The sequence below is a fragment of the uncultured Draconibacterium sp. genome (assembly GCF_913063105.1).
GTDB lineage: Bacteria > Bacteroidota > Bacteroidia > Bacteroidales > Prolixibacteraceae > Draconibacterium.
Genome location: NZ_CAJXYQ010000011.1, coordinates 116,312 through 138,022 on the forward strand (window position 1 = coordinate 116,312; position 21,711 = coordinate 138,022).

A 21,711-nucleotide genomic window follows, 5' to 3' on the forward strand; every position below is an offset into this window, starting at 1 on the left:
GCAAAGAGCATGCAATAGTGTCGCTGCTCTTTGCGCCATGTCCTTTTTAAAATGAATTACAAAGAAATACCGTCTCCGGCCTTTGTGCTCGACGAAAAACTGCTTCGTAACAACCTGGAGTTGATAAACCATGTTCAGCAAGAAGCAGGCATCGAGATTATTCTGGCTTTTAAAGGCTTTGCCATGTGGAGCGCTTTTCCGATTGTTCGCGAGTATTTAAAAGGTGCAACAGCCAGTTCGCTAAACGAGGCCCGGTTGTGTTTCGAAGAAATGCAAACACGTGCACACCTGTATTCGCCGGTTTATTTTGAACACGAATTTGAGGAATTGATGGGTTACAGCAGCCACATTGTTTTTAACTCGTTCAACCAGTTTCAAAAATACTACGGGCAAACCCGGAATTCGGAGCATGCGATTTCGTGTGGCATTCGTGTAAACCCTGAGTTTTCAGATGTTGGTACTGATTTGTACAACCCGAGTGCACCCGGATCGCGTTTGGGGGTTGGCAGCAAAGAAATGCCGGAAGAGCTACCTGCCGGAATTGAAGGCATTCATTTTCATGTACTGTGCGAATCTGATTCATACAGCCTTGAGAATGTATTGAAAAACCTGGAAGAGAAGTATGGAAAATACCTGCACCAGGTAAAATGGGTAAACATGGGTGGCGGCCATTTAATGACCCGCAAAGGATACAACCACCAACATCTTGTTGAGTTGCTTACCCGTTTCAGAAAAAAATACGATGTAAAAGTAATTCTGGAGCCGGGAAGTGCCATAGCCTGGGAAACAGGAGTTTTGGTGTCAACCGTCCAGGATATTGTTACTCACAGCGGAATAAAAACCGCTATTCTTGACGTGTCGTTTACCGCCCACATGCCCGACACGCTTGAAATGCCTTACCGTCCTAAAATTATTGGCGCTGGCGACCCAACACCGGAAAGCAAACACTTGTATCGATTAGGCGGAGGAAGCTGCCTGGCAGGCGATTTTATGGAAGCCTACGACTTTGGCCACGAGCTGCAAATTGGCGAACAAATCGTTTTCCTCGATATGATTCATTACACCATGGTGAAAACCACTATGTTTAACGGGGTAAACCACCCGGCAATTGCCATTTGGACCCAAAACGATGAGTTAAAAATTATACGTGAATTTGGGTATAACGACTTTAAAAACCGCTTGTCGTAAACACCTCACCTTTATAAAAGAGAAAACTATCTTATTAACAATTGTTAATAACCACGGTTAATTCATAGTGAATACAAACACCTGATAATCACTTGCTTTTTTCCATTTTCGCTGTATCTTTGAAATATCAGGTGAGCGATAAAAGGCTGCTTGGAAATTGTGGAAACGGAAAAAGTTTCTTAGTCGGAACCGGAACCATTTCATCCCACCCTTCGGGGCGGCACAATGAAAAAGCCGAAGTTTGAATGCGATACTCTGGAATATCAAAATTCAGGCAATCATCTGGAAGAAAATCCAGAAGTTCTTTCAAGATTGGGTCATCGGGCAGGAAGTAACGAAACCAAGGTTTCTGCTGCGAAACTGCACAACAAGAAAGGGGAAACCCGGAATTGATGATTGGAAAGGGGATATCCTTAGGGATAGAGCTGAATACACCGGAAGACACTTCGTTCAGGAAGGTAAGCGCGAATACCGAAAGAACGGCTGAAAGGTTGAGCCGTAGAAAGCAAAACCGGAAAGTCGGGGGCCAAAACAAATTCGAAAGAAAATGTGAAAGCCAGTCGCAATAACCGTAGCCTGGCACCAAAAGTAACTTCGGTTACTTGAAAGTGAATGGGAGCTATTTGTAACAAAATAGTTCCCATTTGTGTTTTATACACTTCCCGCAAGCATAAGCCAAACATTCTTATTACTTTTAGCGCAAAAAGTAATTGCATGATTCCACAAATTGATAAATTAAAAAATACCAACAGTGGCAACTTCTTTTTAATGGCCGGCCCCTGTGCCATTGAAGGAGAGCAAATGGCCATGGAAATTGCAGAACATGTTGTTACCCTTACCGAGAAATTAAAAATACCGTACATTTTTAAAGGTTCGTATCGTAAAGCAAACCGATCGCGACTTGATTCGTTTACCGGAATTGGCGACGAGAAAGCCTTGAAAATACTCCGAAAAGTAAAGGAAACCTTTGATATACCCGTTGTAACCGATATACACACCGCCGAGGAAGCAAAAATGGCCGCCCAGTATGTTGATGTGCTGCAGATACCCGCCTTTTTATGCCGCCAAACCGATATTCTGGTAGCTGCAGCAAAAACCGGAAAAGCAGTAAACATTAAAAAAGGCCAGTTTTTATCGGCTGCGGCCATGCAGTTTGCCGTTACAAAGGTGAAAGAAAGTGGTAACAACCTGGTATTTTTAACCGAGCGCGGAACCACATTTGGCTACCACGATTTGGTAGTTGACTACCGTGGTATTCCTGAAATGAAAGCACTTGACGTACCTGTTGTGCTCGATATAACACACTCGCTTCAGCAGCCGAACCAGGCCAGTGGCGTAACCGGCGGACAACCTCAATTGATTGAAACCATTGCCCGCGCAGGAATTGCAGTTGGTGCTGATGGCATTTTTATAGAAACACACCCGAATCCTGGCCTTGCAAAATCAGACGGTGCCAACATGTTAAAACTGGATTTACTGGAATCACTTTTGAGTAAACTTGTACTTTTAAAACAAACTGTTAATAAGCTCTAATATGAAAAACCGAAGATCGTTTATCCGTAAAATTGCCACAGGAATTACATTAGCAAGTTTATTTCCGCTAACAAAAAAAGCGGACGCAGGCGAAGTAAAACTTCAGGGTGCACTGGTACACCATGTATTTTTCTGGTTGAAAGAACCCGAAAATGAGCAACACAAACAACAGCTGCTTGAAGGTTTAAACCAACTGATTAAGGTAAAAACCATAAAGCTTAGCCATATTGGATTTCCGGCCTCAACTGAAGATCGCGATGTTGTAGACCATTCGTACTCGGTGTCGTATATGGCCATGTTTGATAACCAGGCCGATCAGGATGCTTACCAGGTTGATCCTATCCATCTGAAATTTGTGGAGCAGAACCAGCATTTGTGGAACAAGGTTATAGTGTACGACTCGATGGATTAGTTCGCCTGCCAAACTTATTATTGCGAAACACGCTCAAAGCAACGCGGAATAAATTTCGACTGGTGCGGAATACACTTTTAGAAGTGCGGAAAGGATTTCTTTTTCTGCAAAGCGAATCAATAACCAATATCGAACGAGTGAATTCATGGCTTAATTGGAGCTTTCAAATCACATTATGCTAAAATACCGATTCAGCACGCAACACACCAACAACTTGTCTTTCAACAGCACCAATTACCTTTCATAGATTGGCTCCAGCCGTTACATCTTCAGGGAAAGGACTGATAAAGTTTGAGAAGTGGTAAATAACGGTTAATAAAAAAACAGGTAGGCCAGCAAAATAGAAGCAATAATTCCAACAAAATCAGCAATCAGGCCGCACACAACAGCATAGCGGGTATTTTTTATTCCCACCGCTCCGAAATAAACAGCGAGGATATAAAATGTTGTATCGGTAGCTCCCTGTACGGTACTGGCCACGCGCCCCACAAACGAGTCGGCACCATAGGTGGTCATTGCATCAACCATCATGCCTCGTGCCCCACTACCACTTAAGGGTTTCATTAAAGCGGTGGGCAATGCCGGAGTAAAATCGGCATTTATTCCCAATTGATTAAAGCCCCAGGTTACCCCGGCAACCACCCAATCCATAGCACCTGAAGCCCGAAAAACGCCGATGGCCACCAAAATAGCCACCAGGTACGGAATAATTTTCACAGCCGTTTTAAAACCATCCTTCGCGCCCTCAATAAACGCTTCGTACACGTTTACCTTGCGCCAAACGGCCATCAGTATAAAGGCCACAATTACGGTAAACAGAATAAAATTGCTTACAATACCCGACACCTCGGTAATCTGGTCTTTTTCCAGTGTAGAGAAATACCAGATTACTCCGGTAATAATTGCGGTTAAACCGCCCAGATAGGCAAGAATAGTTTTATCCAGCAAATTAATTTTTTGGTAAAAAGCAACGGCAATTAAGCCGGCAATGGTTGAGAAATAAGTAGCCAGCAAAATTGGGATAAAAATATCAGAAGGGTTAACGGCTCCCAGTTGAGCCCGGTAAACCATTATACTAATGGGTAAAAGCGTAAGTCCCGAGGTATTTAATACCAGGAACATAATTTGTGCATTCGATGCAGTATTTTTATTGGGATTGGTAGCCTGCATTTCTTTCATGGCCTGCAGTCCCATTGGCGTGGCGGCATTATCAAGGTTAAGCATATTCGCTGCAATATTCATCAGAATAGAGCCATGGGCCGGATGCTCTTTCCCCAGTTCCGGAAAAAGTTTATTAAAAAACGGACCAATCAGCTTTGAAAACACATGGACAATGCCGCCTTTCTCCCCTATTTTCATAATTCCCATCCACAGGGTTAGCACCCCGGTTAAACCAAGCGATATTTCAAATCCGGTTTTAGCCATATCAAAAGTGGCCTGCACCATTTCAGAAAAAACCTGGGTATCGCCTAAAAATACGAGGCGTGCCAGGGCAATTACAAATGCTGCTACAAAGAAAAATATGAAAATATAGTTAAGTGCCATTCTTTAGTATTACCAAGCAGGTACATTTTTGAATACCCGAAAATTACCACAAAAATTCTATTCTTTCGAACGGCATTAAAGATAGGTCAAGTTTTTACGTGCAACAAATTAATGCCGCACTAAGCCACAGAAAATTTATGAGGTAGCAGAGGTGCTTTAGACTGTTTTTGCTGAACAATTAATTGAAAAATCCTTTTTATACTTGTAATAAATTTAAAACAGGCTAAAATGAAAAAAGTATTTTATTGGCTTTTTGCAATTTTGTTAACACTGGCAGCAATAATATACCAGCGCAAAACCGGACCAACCTACGATAAAAAAATGACCATTGAAACCAACCAAACATCCCACGATGTGGAATTGGTACGAAGCATTGAAATAGGAAGTGGCACCAATATTCATTTAGCCATAAAAGACACCACCATTGCCGCCAAACTTTTTTACAAACGCTACCTCACCAACGATCCCTACCTCCCTGTTGATTTTACTTATCAGGTAAAACCGGTTGATTCGTATCTTATGAACACTCTATTCAAAATAACAGAAGAAGAAGGCTGGTACGCCCCTATTCCGGAGCAACCGGCAGCCGGAAAAATTCAGTACTATTTTGAAATTACCGATACAAATGGTACCACTACCTATTTACAAGAGGAACCGGTTGTGATACGCTTTAAAGGTGCTGTTCCTTCGTCGGTACTGGCACCGCACATTTTCTTTATGTTTTTTGCCATGTTACTGGGCAACCTGGCAGGCATAATGGCGGTATTTAAAAACAAAGGTTTTAAGTTTTATACCACTATTACGCTTATTGCCCTTTTTATTGGTGGAATGATTTTGGGCCCGGTAGTTCAGTTATATGCTTTTGGAGAAGCATGGGCAGGTATACCTTTTGCCTGGGATTTAACCGATAACAAAACACTTCTTGCCTTTATATTCTGGATTTTGGCATATGCCATGAACCGAAAAAAAGCGCGCCCTGTGTATACCATAGTAGCGTCAATTGTAATGCTAATCGTGTATTCAATCCCACACAGCATGTATGGTTCACAGCTCGACCCCGAGACCGGGGAAATCATACAAGGATGGATACAGGTGCTGTTTATTTAAAACAGCCGAAATACCTGAATAAAAAAATTGCAGCTACCCATTTTGTGAGTAGCTGCAATTTTTTTACAATATCTCAATCGGAGTTGAAAGCTTCACTGCTTCTTCTGAAATGTATTTCCTGAATCCCTCTTCAGTTTTCCACTGCTCTTTATCGAGGCCCCAAACCGAGAAGAAATAATGTTTTGCCGGCACAGCATCCTGGCAGTGCTGACCAATAAAATAGGTTTCGGAAATGATGTTGCTAAAGCCTTTTTCCTGAACAGTTACAAAACCTTTTTTAAAGAAATTAATATCGGTAGTACGGCCAATTTTTCCGGTTTCCTTGCCCGGAACAAGAACGGCCATTCCCAATTCATCGTTGTTTAACGACTGTACATCATGCGTACCGATGCAGGTAAAATCGCCTGCTTCAAACTGAAAAGGTTCGTTTGTTAGCTGCGAGGTAACAATACCGGTAACCACCTGGTTGTCTTCCGAGCAACCGTTAATGGTAACATCAGATTCAAACCAGTATTTCCCGGGATATATGGTAATGCGCTCGGTGGCTTGCATATCTTCCCCATCAACATCCCAGCCCGAGTAGCGCAATTCGAATATCGAACGAAGCGGTCCTTCTACAATTTTCTGGTATTCAAATTCGGCGGTTGACCCCAGGCGTATCAACGAATCATTTTTCAGGATGGCAATGCCACCCGAGCCCAGCGAGCTTCCACAATGCAGCACATCCATGCCCCAGTCGGCCAGTTCGTGGTAGTTGCCAAAACCGGGTGTGTGCACATCGTCGGCTACCATAACCGGCTTGCGTTTCCCGAAAAGGTCTTTTACATTACGGCAATCGAAATATACACGAAAAGCAATTTTCTCATTTTCCCAGGTAACCCCTTCTCCCTGTGCAATTACTTTAAACGGCTCGGTATGCGGAATAGCTTTGTAGTTATCCACTTCTTTAAACGATCCGTCGTCTTGTTTAATTCCCAAACGCAAATTGGTTCTTTTCTCGCTTAGCGGATAATTTTCTTTGCTAACGGCGCCAATTTGTAATTCTACAGTTTCTGCCGGCTGAAAATTAATGAGCAATACTACTTCGTCCCACAAACCATCGCCATCCAGGTCATCGGTTTGGGCAGGCACTGCTTCTCCGTTTTTATGAAAAACAGGTAATTCATTAGCTTCCAATTTTATTTTTGCGTCTACCTCCGACCGCGATAGTACAACAATTTCATCTTGTCGTTCCACATCAAGATTATTGTTCAGCACCAATACAGGTTCTTGTTTACAAGCGATTAAAGCTGTTGCAAGCAACACAAAAAAGAAGAGTTGTTTCATTTTTGCAAGATTTTATAGTTTTTCAATTTTATCGGGAAAAAACAGGATTAGCAAAGCTGCCGATTCCTGCCATTTTTTTTTGAGGTTTCAAAAAAAAGAGTGTATCAGAAAAACCCCTATACTCTAGGATGCTTTTCAGACACACTCTTTGTAATTAATATGATAATTAAATATCGTTTTCGCCTTTTACGTAACCAAAGTTGGCTAAAATACCACCATCAACGTACAACACCTGTCCGTTAACAAAATTGGCAGCGTTTGATGCCAGGAACAATGCAGCGTTACCAATATCTTCAGGCTCTCCCCAGCGGTTTGCCGGTGTACGGGTCATTACCAAATCGTTAAACGGATGGCCGCCTTCGCGAATCGGAGCAGTTTGCGCTGTAGCAATGTACCCCGGGCCAATTCCGTTAATCTGAACATTGTATTTAGCCCATTCGCAACACATGTTGGCCGTTAACAGTTTCAATCCACCTTTTGCCGAAGCATAGGCCGATACCGAGTTACGTCCGTATACGCTCATCATCGAACACATGTTGATGATTTTTCCTGAACGTTTTTCAATCATTTTTGGAGCTACACGTTTGGCAACAATCAGTGGTGCCACCAGGTCGATATCGATTACCTGTTTGTAATCGGCTACCGGCATTTCCAAAATCGGAATACGTTTGATGATTCCGGCATTGTTTACCAGAATATCTATATCGCCCACTTCTTTTTCAATTTGAGAGATACCTTTATCTACAGCATCTTCATTGGTTACATCAAAGTTTAGCGTAAATACATCAATGCCGGCTTTGGCATATTCGGCCTTACTTTCTTCCAGTTTTTCGTCTGAAATATCGTTGATGCAAATTTTAGCACCTGCCTGTCCCAGGGTTTTTCCAATGGCCATTCCAATACCATGTGTTCCACCGGTAATAAGGGCTACTTTTCCGTTTAAACTAAATAGTTCTTGTATCATTTTTATAATTTATTGTTGATTGATTGCTTTGTTTGAAAACGCAAACCTATTACACCGTTTCGCGCCCGGCCAATTTATCTTAACTCTTGTGGCTGAATTACATCCATATCGGTGTAGTCGAGGTTTTCACCGGCCATACCCCAAATAAATATATAGTTTGAAGTACCTGCTGCCGAGTGGATCGACCATTCAGGAGAAATTACTGCCTGTTCGTTTTTCATCCACAAATGACGGGTTTCCTGTGGTTGCCCCATAAAATGACAAATTGCCTGATTTTCGGGTACTTCAAAATAAAAATAAACTTCATTCCGGCGATCGTGCTGATGCGGAGGCATGGTGTTCCAAACGCTACCTGTTTTTAATTCAGTCATTCCCATTTGCAACTGACATGTTTCTACCACTCCGTTTATCAGTAACTGGTTGATGTTTCTTTCGTTTGATGTTTCAAGGCTTCCGAGGTGAAGCACGTTGGCATCATCCATGGTTACCTGCTTGGTTGGATATTCTTTGTGTGCCGGTGCCGAGTTGAAATAAAAACGCGCCGGTTTTGTTGCGTCATTTGATTTAAACACAACATCCTTACTTCCTTTACCAATGTACAGAGCGTCTTTGTAATTCATTTTATACTCAGTTCCGTCAACAACAATACTTCCGGTGCCCCCCACGTTAATGATACCCACTTCGCGGCGCTCGCAGAAATACGCTGCTTTCAACGGATCAATGGTTTCCAGCGGAAGGCCTTCGGTTGTTGGAACTGCTCCGCCAACAATGTAACGTTCAATAGAAGAATAAACGAGGCGCACATTGCCTTCTTCCATTAGGTTTTCAACTAAAAATTCTTTTCTTATTTTTTCGGTGTCGTACGTTTTAAAATCTTCAGGATGATAAGCGTACCTGCTTTCATAAATTGTTGCCATATTATTTGAATTTATATTTTTTATGATTTTTACCTCAACAAATATAAGGAGAAAAAAGCAAAATGCAATCGATTGCATTGATTAAAAAATAATCTTAACTTTGCCATCAAACAAGACAATAATGGTGCAAAAACCTGAAACTACAATACACGATATTGCTAAAAAGCTGAAAATTTCAGCCTCTACCGTATCGCGGGCTTTAAAAGATAACCCTTTAATTAGTGAAGCAACACGGGCAAAAATTAAAAAAACGGCAGCCGAGATGGGGTATCGCCCCAACGTAATGGCAGCCAACCTGCGAACAAAGCGAACCAACACCATCGGCGTAATTGTTCCACTAATCAACCGGCACTTTTTCTCATCGGTTATTTCAGGTATTGAGGATATTGCCTATAAACAAGGTTTTGCTGTTACCATTTCGCAGTCAAACGACAATTTTGAAAAAGAAAGTACCATTGCCCACACCTTGTTTGCCAATCGGGTTGACGGGCTCATCCTGTCTATCGGGATGCAAACAAAAACCTTTGATCATTTAAAACCTTTTGCCGAACGACACACGCCAATTGTATTTTTCGACCGTATTGTTGAGGAAATACCAGCACACAAGATAGTTGTTGACGATTTTGGAGGTGCCTACCGGGCCACACAACATCTGATTGAGCAAGGAAGAACCCGCATTGCACACATTACCGGCCCCCTAACCCTTCAGATTTATTCGAAACGCGAAGACGGGTATCGCCAGGCTTTAGCCGACGCCGGGCTGGAAATTAATAACGATTATGTGCTTCATAACAGCCTTACGCGCGAAGACGGATTAAGGGCCATAAAAAAGATGTTGGTGCAGAAAATAAGACCCGATGCTATTTTTTGTGCCAACGACACAACCGCTTTAAGTTCGATCATTTATTTAAAAGAAAAAGGCATACGCGTACCTGAAGATATTGCGATTGTTGGGTTTAGTAATGAACCCTACTCAGAACTGGTTACACCCGCAATTACCACCGTAAAACAACCGGGTTTTGAGATGGGACAAAAAGCAGCAGAATTGATTATCAACCAGATTAACAATAAAAAACAAGCTGAAACCTACCAAACCATAACGATGGATACGGAATTAATTATTAGAAGCTCCTCTGCCACAAAACAATAGACTGTATTATAAACATATTAAACATTTTTATTATAGGTAAAAGCTTACAGTCAAACAAGTTTTTCTGAAACAAAAACTAGTCGTTCCACTCCCTTTTTGAGACAAATTCTTATACCCCTTTACGCCATTAACCCCCACAAAACCAACAACTTTTTCATTCATTTTAGGCAATCAATATGTGTTACCAGGCTTAATGTGCCGTATTTTTGATAGTATAAAAGTACACATTGAAAACTAAGGGTAAAATATTGAAGAAGGGCTTACTTTTTGTTCTATTTGTTTTAGCTTTTATTGGGGTATACGCAGCTCCAAATTTAAAAACTACAGCCTTAGAACAAAGTACTCCTCCGGTGGCAAAAAACGACACTTTTATTCACATTGCCAAAAACAGGCTCACCTTAACAGGCAATGTTTTACTCAACGATTACGATCCTAACGGCGACAGAATTCAGATATACTTTGCCGAATCACCAAAAGAGGCCTACCTGCAAATGGATGACGATGGTAATTTCAGCCTCGAATTACCTAAACTTTACAGTGGTAAAATTCAATTTGAATATTACATTAAAGAAGTTACCGAGGCTGAATACATTGCACTGGCCCATGTTTATATCGAAATTATTGAAAACAGCGATTTAGACGAGGTTGAAGACAAAGTTGATTTGGATAATGATAACGATGGATTGCCTGACAGTGCCGAAGGTTTTCACCTGGATTCTGATAATGATGGCATTCCCAACCATTTCGATATTGACAGCGACAACGACGGGATTACCGACAACATAGAATGGCAGGACGAACACAATTATATTCCGCCATCGGGAATTGATGCCAACAATAACGGTTGGGATGATGCTTATGACCCTGAAATGGGAGGCATTTATTACCGACCGGTTGACACCGATGAAAACGGAGTGCCCGACATGCTTGACCGTGATTCGGATGCCGACGGCCGCAGCGACCTTACTGAAGCTTTTGACTTTAACGAAGACGGCCGGCCGGATATTCAACTCCTTTTCTCGGACGCCGACAACGATGGGCTGGATGATGCTTTTGATTGCGTTTTTAAAGGCAACGACCTCACTAATCCGATTGCAAGCAGTTGTATTCTTGGCGACTTAAATCAAAATGGTATTCGCGACTGGCGCGATTTCACCAGCCATTTTACCGCTCAGGAAGGCTACGCTTACCCAAATCCTGTCCTTCATTCTTTCCAACTTTACCATCCAAAACTAACATACAAGCAACAGATTAACATTCAGATTTTCAATATGAAAGGACAATTGCAGATGGTACATCAAACCAGCCATGGAAATGATTTGGTTCCAACATCCAAGCTGCAAAATGGAACTTATATTTTAAAAGCCACCTCCGATGTCTTTTCACACACCCAAAAGCTGGTCATTCAGCATTAATCACTTTTTTTAATCGTTTTTGCAACCCTCTACTTTTTCAGCTGTCCTTATTTGCATATTAATAAAAAGACCAAAAAGTACCTTTAGTCGATTCATAGCGTATGTTGGTCGTTTTTAAAAAAGCAGAAAAATAAGATGCACTACTTTTGTGCAAGTCAGAAAACAATAAGAATGTTTGGCCAGAACATTCTGAAAAAACAATTAAAAACGAAAGCCAAAAAATGATGAAAACAAACATGTTACTCCTGCTCCTTTTTTTGGGAGTTGCAGTACAAGCACAACACATTACCTTAAGTGGTTACCTAAAAGATGCCTCGAACGGAGAGGCTTTGATTGGTGCAACGGTTTATGTTGAAGAACTTAAACAGGGCACCGCCTCTAATCCCTACGGATTTTACTCGCTCACTATTCCGGCCGGCAGAACCTACACCCTGCAGGTTTCTTTTATTGGTTACGAAACCATTAAACAAAGAATTAGCGCTACTGAAAGCCAAAATGTTTCGCTTTCGTTAAGCGAAGAAACTGCCTTAATGGAAGAAGTTATTGTACGTGGCGAAGCAGCCAATGCCAATGTTGAACGTATTGAAATGGGTATGGAAAAGCTACCGGTAAAAACCATTCAAAAGCTTCCGGCTTTTATGGGCGAGGTAGATATTATTCGTACCATTCAACTACTACCCGGAATTCAGAGTGGCGGCGAAGCCAGTTCAGGGTTGTATGTGCGTGGCGGGGGCCCCGACGAAAACCTGATGGTACTCGATGAAGCTCCAGTTTACAATGCTTCGCACCTCATGGGTTTCTTTTCAGTTTTTAACTCCAATGCTATAAAAGATATTCAGGTGTACAAAAGCGGTATTCCTGCCGAATATGGCGGAAAGGCCTCTTCTGTTATCGATATCAGGCAAAAAGACGGCAACTCCAAACAATTCGGTTTTGACGGAGGTATTGGAAACCTATCAAGCCGATTAACACTTGAAGGGCCTATTATTAAAGACAAGTGGAGCTTTTTATTGGCCGGCCGGCGCACCTATTACGATGTACTGGGCAAAGCTGTAGGATTAGATGCCCTGGTTGACAACACCATTTATTTTTATGATTTAAATGGCAAATCGAACCTCGTGATTAATAACAACAACCGCATTTTTCTGTCGGGGTACATGGGCCAGGATGTTTTTGAGATGGGCGAATCAATGTACATGCAGTGGGGAAATGCTACGGCAACCGCACGCTGGAATCATATTTTCGGCGATAAACTGTTTATGAATATTTCCGCTATTTTTTCAAATTATGACTATAACCTGGGGGTTCCGGGCGATAATGCAGACAATTTTGATTGGTCGTCGCGGATAAAAGATTACAACGGTAAGGCGGACTTCACCTGGTTCCCGAACCCACAGAACACCGTGAAGTTTGGTGTCAACGCCATTAAACACCAGTTTCGTCCCGGAAAAATTGCCACCAACGGTGATCAATCCATGTTTTCGAATATGGAGTTGGCGCACTACAATGCCATTGAGAGTGCCGTTTACCTGTCGAACGAACAAAAAATATCTGAACGGTTTTCGGTGCAGTATGGCCTGCGTTTAAGTCATTTCCAGCAGGTTGGAAAAGGTGAAGTAAATATTTACCAAAACCCTGACAAACCAGATAAAGATGAAATTATTGAAACTATCAGCTATGGCAGTATGGATAAAATTGGCGATGCCTTTATACATCTCGAACCGCGTTTAAGCATGAAATACACCCTCGACCGGAACAGTTCGGTAAAAGGATCGTACAACCGCATGGTGCAAAACCTGCACCTCATTTCCAACACACAATCACCCACTCCGCTTGACATCTGGCTACCATCAAGCACCTACATCAAGCCGCTTAAGGTAGACCAGGTATCTCTTGGTTATTTCAGAAACTTTAAGCAAAACACCTGGGAAACATCGCTTGAGGTGTACTACAAAGACATGCAAAATGTATTGGATTACATTGAAGGCGCCGAGCTTTTCCTGAATGATGCTATTGAAACCGAGCTGCTGCACGGAACGGGCGAATCGAAAGGGTTGGAAATGCTGGTAAAAAAGTCGAAAGGAAAACTTACGGGCTGGCTGGGTTACACCTGGTCGGAAACAACCCGCGAGATTGAGGGGATAAACAATGGCAATCCTTATCCATCGTCGTACGACCGCACACATGATATCTCCCTGGTATCGAGCTACCAGTTAAACGACCGTTGGAACTTTGCAGCCAATTTTGTTTACGCCACCGGGAATCCTACCTCATACCCCGTAGCAAAATACAATATTCAGGGTAACCAGGTATACGAATATTCGGCCCGCAACAGTAACCGCATTCCCGATTACAACCGCCTCGACTTATCATTTACCTACGATTTTAAAAAGAATGTAAATCGCCGCTTTAAGCAATCAATAAACGTATCGGTGTACAATGTTTATGGCCGCCGAAATGCCTATTCGATAACTCCTGAGGCCAACGAAGGCAATCCCAACCAAACGGAATTTGTTCGCTTGTCGATAATCGGAGCTCCTATCCCATCCATCACTTACAACGTTAAATTTTAAAAGCTATGAAAACAGCACAACTATTAAAAGCACTTATCATCATCATTTTCGTGATTTTAGCCTTAGCTTCCTGCGAAGATGTGGTTGATGTGAACTTAAACGATGAAGATATCGACTTGATTTCGGTTGAAGCTTATATAAATACCAACATTGAAAACAATGTTTACGTAAAACTTGAGCGTACCCTGCCTGTTAACCAAACCGCACAAAACCCGGCCATCAGCAATGCCCAGGTCATGCTTACCGATGATGCAGCTACACCAAATACTATTATCCTGCAAGAACAGGGTGCATCAGGCATTTATTTACTTCCCGAAGACGTAACTTATCCGGGTGTTCCGGGACGAACCTACACCCTGACTGTTACAACAAGCGATGGAACAGTAATTACCGCACAGGAATATTTGCAGCAAGTAGAAAACCTGGATACTGTAAAAGTAAATTTAAGCGACAGAGGAAATTTCGAGTACCTCGGAGTTTACATTAACTCGCAGGAAACTCCGGGTTTGGGACATTATTACAAATGGGACATTTACATTAATGGCAATTTATTATATAGTGGCGAAGACCTGGCCTTTGCCAGCGATGAATTGGTGGATGGAAATTACATTTACGATATGCTGATTATGCTTGACTGGGAAGACGAAGAAGAAGATAAAATACTTCACACCGGCGATACGGTGGTGGTACACCAGTTATCGATATCAGAAGAAGCTTACAAGTTTTATTGGGGAATGAGCGACCAGGCATGGGCCGGAGGTCCCTTTAGTGTTCCGCCTGCAAATATACCGGGCAACCTTAACTCAAGCGATGGTAAACGGGTTTTGGGTCTGTTCTCTGCTCGCGATATTTCGGTTGGCAACCCGGTAATTATCGACGAATCAAATTACACTCCGGTTATTTCCAGTGTTCCAAAAAACTAATTTAAAGTGGCTAAACCTGTTTTTTAAAATTAGAAACAACCAAAAACGAAGCTTGTAAAAGGATTTTTGCAAGCTTCGTTTTTGATGTCGCTATTAATTGCTACTTTTCGTTAATTTTGCTGCTTTACCCAAAATGAACAATAAGATTGAAAAAATATCGACTTATTTAAAAGTAGAACAACTTAAAAACGACAAACGTGTAGTTATTTTTTTGGTGTGTTTACTCATTGCCACCGTACTTTGGTTTTTAAATGCTCTTGAAAAAGACTATACCACAACCATTTCGTACCCGGTGCGGTATGTTAGTCCGCCCAGCCATCAGTTTTTAGCCAACCAACCACCCGAAAAACTCGATTTAAAGGTTGATGCTCATGGTTTTACCTTGTTGCGCCACAAACTAAGCTTTGCCTACTCACCCATTATTTTAAACCTGAGTAATATTACCCGAAACCTGGAGTCCAATGGTGGAGAATTCCTGGTTCCCAGCAGTTCCTTACTGCGGCGTATTTCAAGCCAAATCAGCAACGAAATAAAACTTCAACAGGTAAATCCCGATGTAATTCGCATTAAGCTCGACAGTTTGAAAACCAAAACTATCCCGGTAAAAGCGAATCTTTCTGTTAATTTTAAACCACAGTTTAATTACAAAAACCCGGTGCTGCTAAAACCGGCAGAAGTAAAAATAACGGGGCCGGCCTCAGTGGTAGATACCATTCGCCACCTATTTACCGAGGAACGAACGTTTAACGAACTTGATGCAAACATTAATCGCAATATCAAAGTCGTACACCCTGAAAACACATCACTTATTCCGGAAGAAGTGCTCTTGCAAATTGAAGTAGAGAAATATACCGAAAAACAGCTACGTTTGCCCATTCAGGTGATTAATAAACCTGCTGATATAAACATAAAACTTTTTCCTTCGGAACTGACGCTAACCTGCCTTGTGGGCCTAAGCGAATTCGACAATATTTCAGCTGCCAATTTCCGCGCAGTTATTGATTACCAGGCCATAAGTGATAACGAAAGTAGGTTACCCGTTAAAATCAGTAATAAACCGTCCTTTGTCCAAATCAGCAGGTTCGCCCCCGAATCGGTTGAATACCTTATTGAAACCTATTAAAGTATGGCATTGAAAATTGGCATTACAGGAGGAATTGGAAGCGGGAAGTCGGTAATCTGCCGCGTTTTTAAACAACTTAGTACGCCGGTTTTCGAGGCCGATGTGTGGGCCAAACAACTTGTAAATACCCACGCAGATATAAAAACCCGACTAATTGACTGGTATGGTACCGACATTTATACCTCAAATGGCACAATTGACCGAAAAAAGCTGGCTGGCATAATTTTTAATAATCAACTTGAACTGGAGAAAGTAAATAATTTAATCCATCCGGTTGTTCGCCAGGAATTTCTTAGCTGGGCCGAAAATCAGGAAAGTCCATACGTGATTCACGAGGCCGCCATTTTATTTGAAAGCGGCTTCTACAAAATGATGGACTATAACATTCTGATATCGGCACCAGAAAAAGTGCGCATTGAACGGGTAATGAAGCGCGACAAGGTAAGCGCAGCAATAGTAAAAGAAAGAATAAACAAACAATGGACCGACGAACAAAAACGGCCATTGGCAAATGTGGAACTGGTTACCAACGATAAAAACCTGCTTATTCCACAAATTTTAAAAATTGATAAACAACTAAAAGAACATGGCAAAATTTGGTAAATGGATAGGCGGAGGCCTGGGTTGGGCATTTGGTGGCCCACTGGGCGCAATTCTAGGCTTTGCAGTTGGCGCAATGGTTGATGGCGGCAAAGAGGCCGTAAAACATGGTGCAACAAGTGGTTATTCGTCGCGCACAACAACAGGTGGTTATGTTATGAGCCTGCTGGTGCTGGTAGCTGCCGTAATGAAAGCCGATGGCAAAGTGTTAAAATCGGAACTCGACTATGTAAAGAAATTTATGGTACACAACTTTGGCGAAGATTCAGCCCAGGAAGCCATAAAGATGCTGCGCGACCTGCTCAATCAAACCATTCCGGTTAACGAAGTGTGTAACCAGATTAAAGCCAATATGAATTACTCTGCACGTTTGCAGCTGGTTCATTTCCTGTTTGGAATTGCACAAGCCGACGGGCAGGTAGATGCCTCGGAACAAAAACTGATTACCCATATTTGCGACCAGATGGGCATAAGCAACGCCGATTTTGAATCAATTCAGGCCATGTTTGTTCCGAATACCGATGGCGATTTTAAAATTCTGGAAATTGAGCGCTCGGCTACCGACGAGGAACTGAAAAAAGCGTACCGGAAAATGGCGATGAAATACCACCCCGACAAGGTGAGTAATCTGGGCGAAGAAGTGCAGAATGCAGCCAAAGAAAAGTTTCAGAAAGTAAACCAGGCCTACGAAAACATAAAAAAAGAACGGAAGATAGCTTAAGTAGTAGCCAGTCGTAGTTTTCACTTCGTTCGAAATTCGAATAATGAAAATCATCTCAACAAACATAGCTGAGGCCCGAACCATTAGTTGGAAGGGCAAGGAGGTTCCCACCGGCCTCTATAAATTTTCGGTGAATTCGGGTATTTACCTCGGAACAGAAGATGTGGTTGATGACAATGTGATGGACCGAAAATACCACGGGGGCATTGATAAAGCCTGTTATTTATATTCGGCCGACCACTACAACTACTGGCAGCAAAAGTACCCTGATTTGGAAATGCCCTGGGGAATGTTTGGCGAAAATCTTACTGTTGAAGGTCTCAATGAAAAAGAGACCAACATCGGCGACACCTATAATATTGGCGAAGCGTTGATACAGGTAACACAACCCCGCCAGCCCTGCTTTAAGCTCGAATTTCGTATTCCGGATAATCAGATTGTACGCAAATTTGTAGAATCCGGTTTTTCCGGGATTTATGTGCGGGTTCTGAGAAATGGCCATGTAAAACCTGGTGATTCCATGCAATTGGTAGAGAGAAAGACCGCACTTTCAATTTTCGAGGTCTATTCCCTGCTCTATGCTGCTGAATACAATGCACTTGTTAAAACAGCTGTAAACGACCCTTTTATTGCAGAGAGTTGCAGACACGATTTGCTTAAACGCTGGAGTGACGCCATGTAATTACCAGCAGAAGAATTAGCTGGCCATTCAGTTAGAATTGTTATAAATAGCACTGAAATCAACACTTCCGGGGTTACCTTTCCCCCTTTTTACAGAATATATAAGTGGACAAGGAAGGAAGTGCAAACCTCTTTTCAACCATTAAATCAGAAGTGCAACATCAAATTGCAAAAGACATTAAGGAGGCTTTGAAGATGGCCTCCTTTCTTATTTCCTGAGTTTTAAACTACATTCTTTCAGGCATTTCGATACCCAACAGCCCCATGCCGTTTTTAACAACCTGCCCAACTGCCGAAGCCAGCACCAGTCTGAAATTTTTCACGGCCTCATCGGCTTCGCCTAAAATAGAATGATCGTGATAAAACTGGTTGAATTCTTTTACTAACTCGTAACAGTAGTTGGCAATTATGGCCGGGCTGTAGTTGTCGCCGGCTTCCTGCACAGCTGCCGGGAATAATGAAATGCGTTTCAGCAATTCTTTTTCTTTTAATGAAAGAGCGCTTAAGGCAAGGTCAGTATTTATTGATATATTCTGGTTGGCAGCTTTTCGCAGCACCGACTGAATACGTGCATAGGTATACTGAATAAACGGGCCGGTGTTTCCGTTAAAGTCAATCGACTCCTCGGGGTTAAACATCATATTTTTGCGTGGGTCAACTTTTAGTATAAAATATTTTAATGCACCCAGGGCAATCATTCGAAATGTATTTTCGGCATCTTCTCCAGTCAATGAATCCAATTTTCCTAACTCTGCCGACATATCGCGCGCTACTTTAACCATGCCCTCTACCAGGTCGTCGGCATCAACAACGGTTCCTTCGCGCGATTTCATCTTTCCTGATGGCAGCTCCACCATGCCATACGAGAAGTGGTACAAATCTTTCCCCCAGCTAAAACCCAGTTTATCCAGTAAAATAGCCAATACCTGGAAGTGGTAGTTTTGCTCGTTACCCACCACGTAAACCATTTTATCAATGGGGTAATCGTTAAAACGCATTTTGGCGGTACCAATATCCTGGGTCATATAAACCGAGGTACCGTCGCTGCGTAAAAGAATTTTCTGGTCCAGTCCGTCTTCAGTTAAGTCGGCCCACACCGAGTTATCTTCGCGTTGATTAAAAGTACCTTCTTCAAGGCCGCGCAACACCTCCTTTTTTCCAATCAGGTAGGTATCTGATTCGTAGTAGATCTTATCGAAATCAACTCCCAGCGTTTTATAGGTTACATCGAAGCCTGCGTATACCCAACTGTTCATCATTTTCCACAGCTCAACAGTTGCTTCATCTTTAGCTTCCCACTTTCGCAATAATTCGCGGGCAGCAATTATCGATGGCGCCTGGTTTTCTGCATCTTCTTTCGAAACGCCTTTTTCAACCAGCTCTGCAATTTCGGCTTTATAATGTTTGTCGAATTCAACGTAGTATTTTCCAACCAGGTGGTCGCCTTTCATTCCAGTACTTTCAGGAGTTTCACCATTACCCCATTGTTGCCAGGCATACATCGATTTGCAAATGTGGATACCACGGTCGTTTACAATGTTTGTCATTACCACCTTTTTGCCGTTGGCTTTTAGAATTTCTGAAATTGAAAAGCCCAATAGGTTGTTTCTGATGTGGCCCAGATGAAGCGGCTTATTGGTGTTGGGCGATGAATATTCAACCATTACCAACTCGCTGTTTTCGGCTACCGGTGTAAATCCAAATTCAGTATTGGTATACCCGGTTTTTAAAATGTCGAGCCAGTAATTTTTGCTAATCTCCAGGTTTAAGAATCCTTTTATAACATTGAAGTTTTCAACCGTTTCGATATGCTCAACCAGGTATTTTCCCAAGTCTTCGGCTGTTTGTTCGGGTGCTTTTTTTGAGTATCGTAAAAAAGGAAAAACCACAACGGTTATATCGCCGTCAAAATCTTTACGGGTATTCTGAACCTGTACCTGTTGTTCCTGCATGTCTGCTCCGTATAAAGTTTTTAACGCTTCAACGGTTCCTTTCTGAATTAAACTTTCAATACTCATAATTAAGCTGCTATTTTTTTGAGACCGCAAATATAACACTTTAAGCCCTATAAACACGAAAAGCCCAGCCTTACGACTGAGCTTTTCCTAAATATTTAAATAAACCTTACTTACGAATTTTTGCTACTTCAAATTCTGCTCTACGGTTTTTCTGCTTGTTCGAAATAGTTGTATTCGGAACAGCAGGTTTAGTTTCGCCATAGTTATTTGAGCCAACGTAAGCGTTGTTAACACCTTTTTTCAATAAGTATTTAACAACGGCTTGTGCACGTTTTTCTGAAAGTTTCATGTTGTAACCTTCAGCACCGATGCTACAAGTGTGACCACCAATTACGATGTCGTATTCTTTAGCCGCATTCAATTGGTCAGCTAACTTATCCAATTCAGCCATACCTGCAGGTTTCAGCTTGTCGCTATCAAAATCAAAGTAAATGGTTGGGATAGTGATATCAGCCCAGTCTGGACAACCATCGTTGCTGGCAGGTCCTTTTTCAGAAGGACACTTGTCTTCGCAGTCGATTACACCGTCACCATCTGAATCAAGCGGACATCCATCAGCATCAACCGGACAACCTTTTGGTGTGTCAGGACACTTGTCTTTGTGATCTGGAACACCATCGCCGTCAGTATCAGGACATCCATTGAATTTTGCTAATCCAGGAGTATCCGGGCACTCGTCATCTTTATCAGCAATACCGTCACCATCTCTGTCTGGACATCCTGCCAATTCAGGTTTTCCTGGCTCATCAGGACATTCATCTTTGTAATCAGGAACACCGTCACCATCCGAGTCAATGGGGCATCCTTTTTCATCAACCTGTACTCCGGGAGGTGTGTTCGGACACTCGTCTTTTCTATCCGGTACGCCATCGCCATCAGAATCTTTTGCTTTTCCAAGTGCAAATTCAAGCACACTTGTTACCATAATATGGTCGTCGGTTACTGTGGCTCCAACACCGTCAACACTTCTCATTCCTTCAATACCTTTAACGTAAGAAGCAGCTACAAATAACGAAGTATTGTCGCTAACCGGGAATTTCAAACCGGCACCGGCATCGAAATTAATACCTGATTCCAGGTTATCCCACATCATACCCGGACCTGCAAACAGGTATGGCTGAACAGCATTGTCTTCGTTGTATAATTTTAAACGAAGATTTAACAAGGTATTAAATACGTCAATACCCGGCTCGTCAAAAGAAAGTCTGTTGTCAAGCATCAGGTCGAAACGGGGACTTAAGTATCGACTGATGTAAAAATCGGCCAGGAAGCCAGTATTTTCACTTTCAAGGTTATAGTCGATACCAGGTCCTACACCAATAGCCCATTTGTTATCAGAGTTTTGAGCCATCGCTGAACCCATCATCAAAACAAGGGCAAAAAAGAAAAGAGTAAATTTTTTCATAGTTTTGAAATTATTTTTGTTTTTTGTTGAATTCTATGGGCAATTTAGAAATTAATTTCCATGTATCAAAAAAAGTTATTGCCCTTAATTTTATGCTTAATAATATTTTT

At 42.1% G+C, this 21,711-nt stretch carries 19 protein-coding genes; 12 read left to right on the forward strand and 7 right to left on the reverse strand.

Annotated features, from left to right (window positions below; all coding sequences use genetic code 11):
- Positions 1–51 precede the first annotated feature (51 nt).
- On the forward strand, positions 52–1,188 hold the full coding sequence (gene nspC, locus QZ574_RS12260) for a carboxynorspermidine decarboxylase (RefSeq protein ID WP_297089857.1): 1,137 nt from the start codon (positions 52–54) through the stop codon (positions 1,186–1,188).
- Positions 1,189–1,315: 127 nt separating this feature from the next.
- Here nspC and QZ574_RS12265 read toward each other — a convergent pair whose 3' ends face one another.
- Entirely contained in the window at positions 1,316–1,771 is a 456-nt protein-coding gene (locus tag QZ574_RS12265) for a hypothetical protein (RefSeq protein WP_297089859.1), read from the reverse strand.
- A gap of 131 nt (positions 1,772–1,902) precedes the next feature.
- On the opposite strand from QZ574_RS12265, the gene kdsA reads away from it, so the two are divergent.
- Together kdsA and QZ574_RS12275 are read left to right on the forward strand one after the other, a co-directional pair.
- A complete protein-coding gene (kdsA, locus tag QZ574_RS12270) occupies positions 1,903–2,721 on the forward strand; it encodes a 3-deoxy-8-phosphooctulonate synthase (protein ID WP_297089862.1) in 819 nt (272 codons plus the stop codon).
- A 1-nt stretch (position 2,722) separates the two neighbouring features.
- Positions 2,723–3,133 carry a Dabb family protein gene (locus QZ574_RS12275; RefSeq protein ID WP_297089863.1) on the forward strand — a complete coding sequence of 137 codons (411 nt, stop codon included), beginning with the start codon at positions 2,723–2,725 and terminating at the stop codon, positions 3,131–3,133.
- Positions 3,134–3,445: 312 nt separating this feature from the next.
- On the opposite strand, the gene QZ574_RS12280 is transcribed toward QZ574_RS12275, so the two are convergent.
- A complete protein-coding gene (locus QZ574_RS12280; RefSeq protein WP_297089865.1) occupies positions 3,446–4,678 on the reverse strand; it encodes a spore maturation protein in 1,233 nt (410 codons plus the stop codon).
- Positions 4,679–4,906: 228 nt separating this feature from the next.
- Here QZ574_RS12280 and QZ574_RS12285 point away from each other — a divergent pair, with 228 nt between their 5' ends.
- Positions 4,907–5,785, forward strand: coding sequence for a hypothetical protein (locus tag QZ574_RS12285; protein ID WP_297089867.1), 879 nt, complete (start codon positions 4,907–4,909; stop codon positions 5,783–5,785).
- A 63-nt stretch (positions 5,786–5,848) separates the two neighbouring features.
- Here QZ574_RS12285 and QZ574_RS12290 read toward each other — a convergent pair whose 3' ends face one another.
- The 3 genes from QZ574_RS12290 to kduI form a co-directional block, all read right to left on the reverse strand.
- The gene (locus tag QZ574_RS12290) at positions 5,849–7,111 is read right to left on the reverse strand and encodes a DUF4861 domain-containing protein (protein WP_297089869.1); all 1,263 of its coding nucleotides are present in this window, start codon (positions 7,109–7,111) and stop codon (positions 5,849–5,851) included.
- A gap of 166 nt (positions 7,112–7,277) precedes the next feature.
- Positions 7,278–8,075, reverse strand: a complete 798-nt coding sequence (locus QZ574_RS12295; protein WP_297089871.1) for a gluconate 5-dehydrogenase — start codon at positions 8,073–8,075, stop codon at positions 7,278–7,280.
- Between the two features lie 74 nt (positions 8,076–8,149).
- Complete coding sequence (kduI, locus tag QZ574_RS12300) at positions 8,150–8,992, reverse strand: 5-dehydro-4-deoxy-D-glucuronate isomerase (RefSeq protein ID WP_297089873.1); 843 nt, start codon at positions 8,990–8,992, stop codon at positions 8,150–8,152.
- Positions 8,993–9,113: 121 nt separating this feature from the next.
- Between kduI and QZ574_RS12305 the strand changes: the two genes are divergently transcribed.
- The 8 genes from QZ574_RS12305 to QZ574_RS12340 all read left to right on the forward strand — a co-directional run bounded on the left by QZ574_RS12305 (position 9,114) and on the right by QZ574_RS12340 (position 18,179).
- On the forward strand, positions 9,114–10,142 hold the full coding sequence (locus QZ574_RS12305; protein ID WP_297089875.1) for a LacI family DNA-binding transcriptional regulator: 1,029 nt from the start codon (positions 9,114–9,116) through the stop codon (positions 10,140–10,142).
- Between the two features lie 248 nt (positions 10,143–10,390).
- A complete protein-coding gene (locus QZ574_RS12310; RefSeq protein WP_297089877.1) occupies positions 10,391–11,557 on the forward strand; it encodes a T9SS type A sorting domain-containing protein in 1,167 nt (388 codons plus the stop codon).
- Between the two features lie 221 nt (positions 11,558–11,778).
- Positions 11,779–14,130: a TonB-dependent receptor gene (locus QZ574_RS12315; RefSeq protein ID WP_297089879.1), complete on the forward strand. Its 2,352-nt coding sequence runs from the start codon at positions 11,779–11,781 to the stop codon at positions 14,128–14,130.
- A gap of 5 nt (positions 14,131–14,135) precedes the next feature.
- Positions 14,136–15,053, forward strand: a complete 918-nt coding sequence (locus tag QZ574_RS12320; RefSeq protein ID WP_297089881.1) for a DUF4249 domain-containing protein — start codon at positions 14,136–14,138, stop codon at positions 15,051–15,053.
- Positions 15,054–15,186: 133 nt separating this feature from the next.
- Positions 15,187–16,176 (forward strand): CdaR family protein, encoded by a 990-nt coding sequence (locus QZ574_RS12325; RefSeq protein WP_297089883.1) that lies wholly within the window; start codon positions 15,187–15,189, stop codon positions 16,174–16,176.
- 3 nt (positions 16,177–16,179) lie between these two features.
- Positions 16,180–16,779: a dephospho-CoA kinase gene (gene coaE / locus QZ574_RS12330; protein ID WP_297089885.1), complete on the forward strand. Its 600-nt coding sequence runs from the start codon at positions 16,180–16,182 to the stop codon at positions 16,777–16,779.
- Positions 16,763–17,497 (forward strand): TerB family tellurite resistance protein, encoded by a 735-nt coding sequence (locus QZ574_RS12335; RefSeq protein WP_297089887.1) that lies wholly within the window; start codon positions 16,763–16,765, stop codon positions 17,495–17,497. The genes coaE and QZ574_RS12335 overlap by 17 nt, the downstream gene beginning before the upstream one ends.
- 43 nt (positions 17,498–17,540) lie before the next feature.
- The gene (locus tag QZ574_RS12340; protein WP_297089888.1) at positions 17,541–18,179 is read left to right on the forward strand and encodes an MOSC domain-containing protein; all 639 of its coding nucleotides are present in this window, start codon (positions 17,541–17,543) and stop codon (positions 18,177–18,179) included.
- A gap of 226 nt (positions 18,180–18,405) precedes the next feature.
- Here the strand turns inward: QZ574_RS12340 and argS are convergent, their stop codons facing one another.
- Both argS and QZ574_RS12350 read right to left on the reverse strand, forming a co-directional pair.
- Complete coding sequence (gene argS, locus QZ574_RS12345; RefSeq protein WP_297089889.1) at positions 18,406–20,196, reverse strand: arginine--tRNA ligase; 1,791 nt, start codon at positions 20,194–20,196, stop codon at positions 18,406–18,408.
- A gap of 106 nt (positions 20,197–20,302) precedes the next feature.
- Positions 20,303–21,601: an OmpA family protein gene (locus tag QZ574_RS12350; protein WP_297089890.1), complete on the reverse strand. Its 1,299-nt coding sequence runs from the start codon at positions 21,599–21,601 to the stop codon at positions 20,303–20,305.
- Between the last annotated feature and the right edge of the window lie 110 nt (positions 21,602–21,711).

Bases quoted from the DNA above. Each gene is read 5' to 3' on its own strand.
- nspC (WP_297089857.1), top strand. From the start codon at position 52: ATGAATTACAAAGAAATACCGTCTCCGGCCTTTGTGCTCGACGAAAAA.
- kdsA (WP_297089862.1), top strand. From the start codon at position 1,903: ATGATTCCACAAATTGATAAATTAAAAAATACCAACAGTGGCAACTTC.
- QZ574_RS12275 (WP_297089863.1), top strand. From the start codon at position 2,723: ATGAAAAACCGAAGATCGTTTATCCGTAAAATTGCCACAGGAATTACA.
- QZ574_RS12280 (WP_297089865.1), bottom strand. From the start codon at position 4,678: ATGGCACTTAACTATATTTTCATATTTTTCTTTGTAGCAGCATTTGTA.
- QZ574_RS12285 (WP_297089867.1), top strand. From the start codon at position 4,907: ATGAAAAAAGTATTTTATTGGCTTTTTGCAATTTTGTTAACACTGGCA.
- QZ574_RS12290 (WP_297089869.1), bottom strand. From the start codon at position 7,111: ATGAAACAACTCTTCTTTTTTGTGTTGCTTGCAACAGCTTTAATCGCT.
- QZ574_RS12295 (WP_297089871.1), bottom strand. From the start codon at position 8,075: ATGATACAAGAACTATTTAGTTTAAACGGAAAAGTAGCCCTTATTACC.
- kduI (WP_297089873.1), bottom strand. From the start codon at position 8,992: ATGGCAACAATTTATGAAAGCAGGTACGCTTATCATCCTGAAGATTTT.
- QZ574_RS12305 (WP_297089875.1), top strand. From the start codon at position 9,114: ATGGTGCAAAAACCTGAAACTACAATACACGATATTGCTAAAAAGCTG.
- QZ574_RS12315 (WP_297089879.1), top strand. From the start codon at position 11,779: ATGATGAAAACAAACATGTTACTCCTGCTCCTTTTTTTGGGAGTTGCA.
- QZ574_RS12320 (WP_297089881.1), top strand. From the start codon at position 14,136: ATGAAAACAGCACAACTATTAAAAGCACTTATCATCATCATTTTCGTG.
- QZ574_RS12325 (WP_297089883.1), top strand. From the start codon at position 15,187: ATGAACAATAAGATTGAAAAAATATCGACTTATTTAAAAGTAGAACAA.
- coaE (WP_297089885.1), top strand. From the start codon at position 16,180: ATGGCATTGAAAATTGGCATTACAGGAGGAATTGGAAGCGGGAAGTCG.
- QZ574_RS12335 (WP_297089887.1), top strand. From the start codon at position 16,763: ATGGCAAAATTTGGTAAATGGATAGGCGGAGGCCTGGGTTGGGCATTT.
- QZ574_RS12340 (WP_297089888.1), top strand. From the start codon at position 17,541: ATGAAAATCATCTCAACAAACATAGCTGAGGCCCGAACCATTAGTTGG.
- argS (WP_297089889.1), bottom strand. From the start codon at position 20,196: ATGAGTATTGAAAGTTTAATTCAGAAAGGAACCGTTGAAGCGTTAAAA.
- QZ574_RS12350 (WP_297089890.1), bottom strand. From the start codon at position 21,601: ATGAAAAAATTTACTCTTTTCTTTTTTGCCCTTGTTTTGATGATGGGT.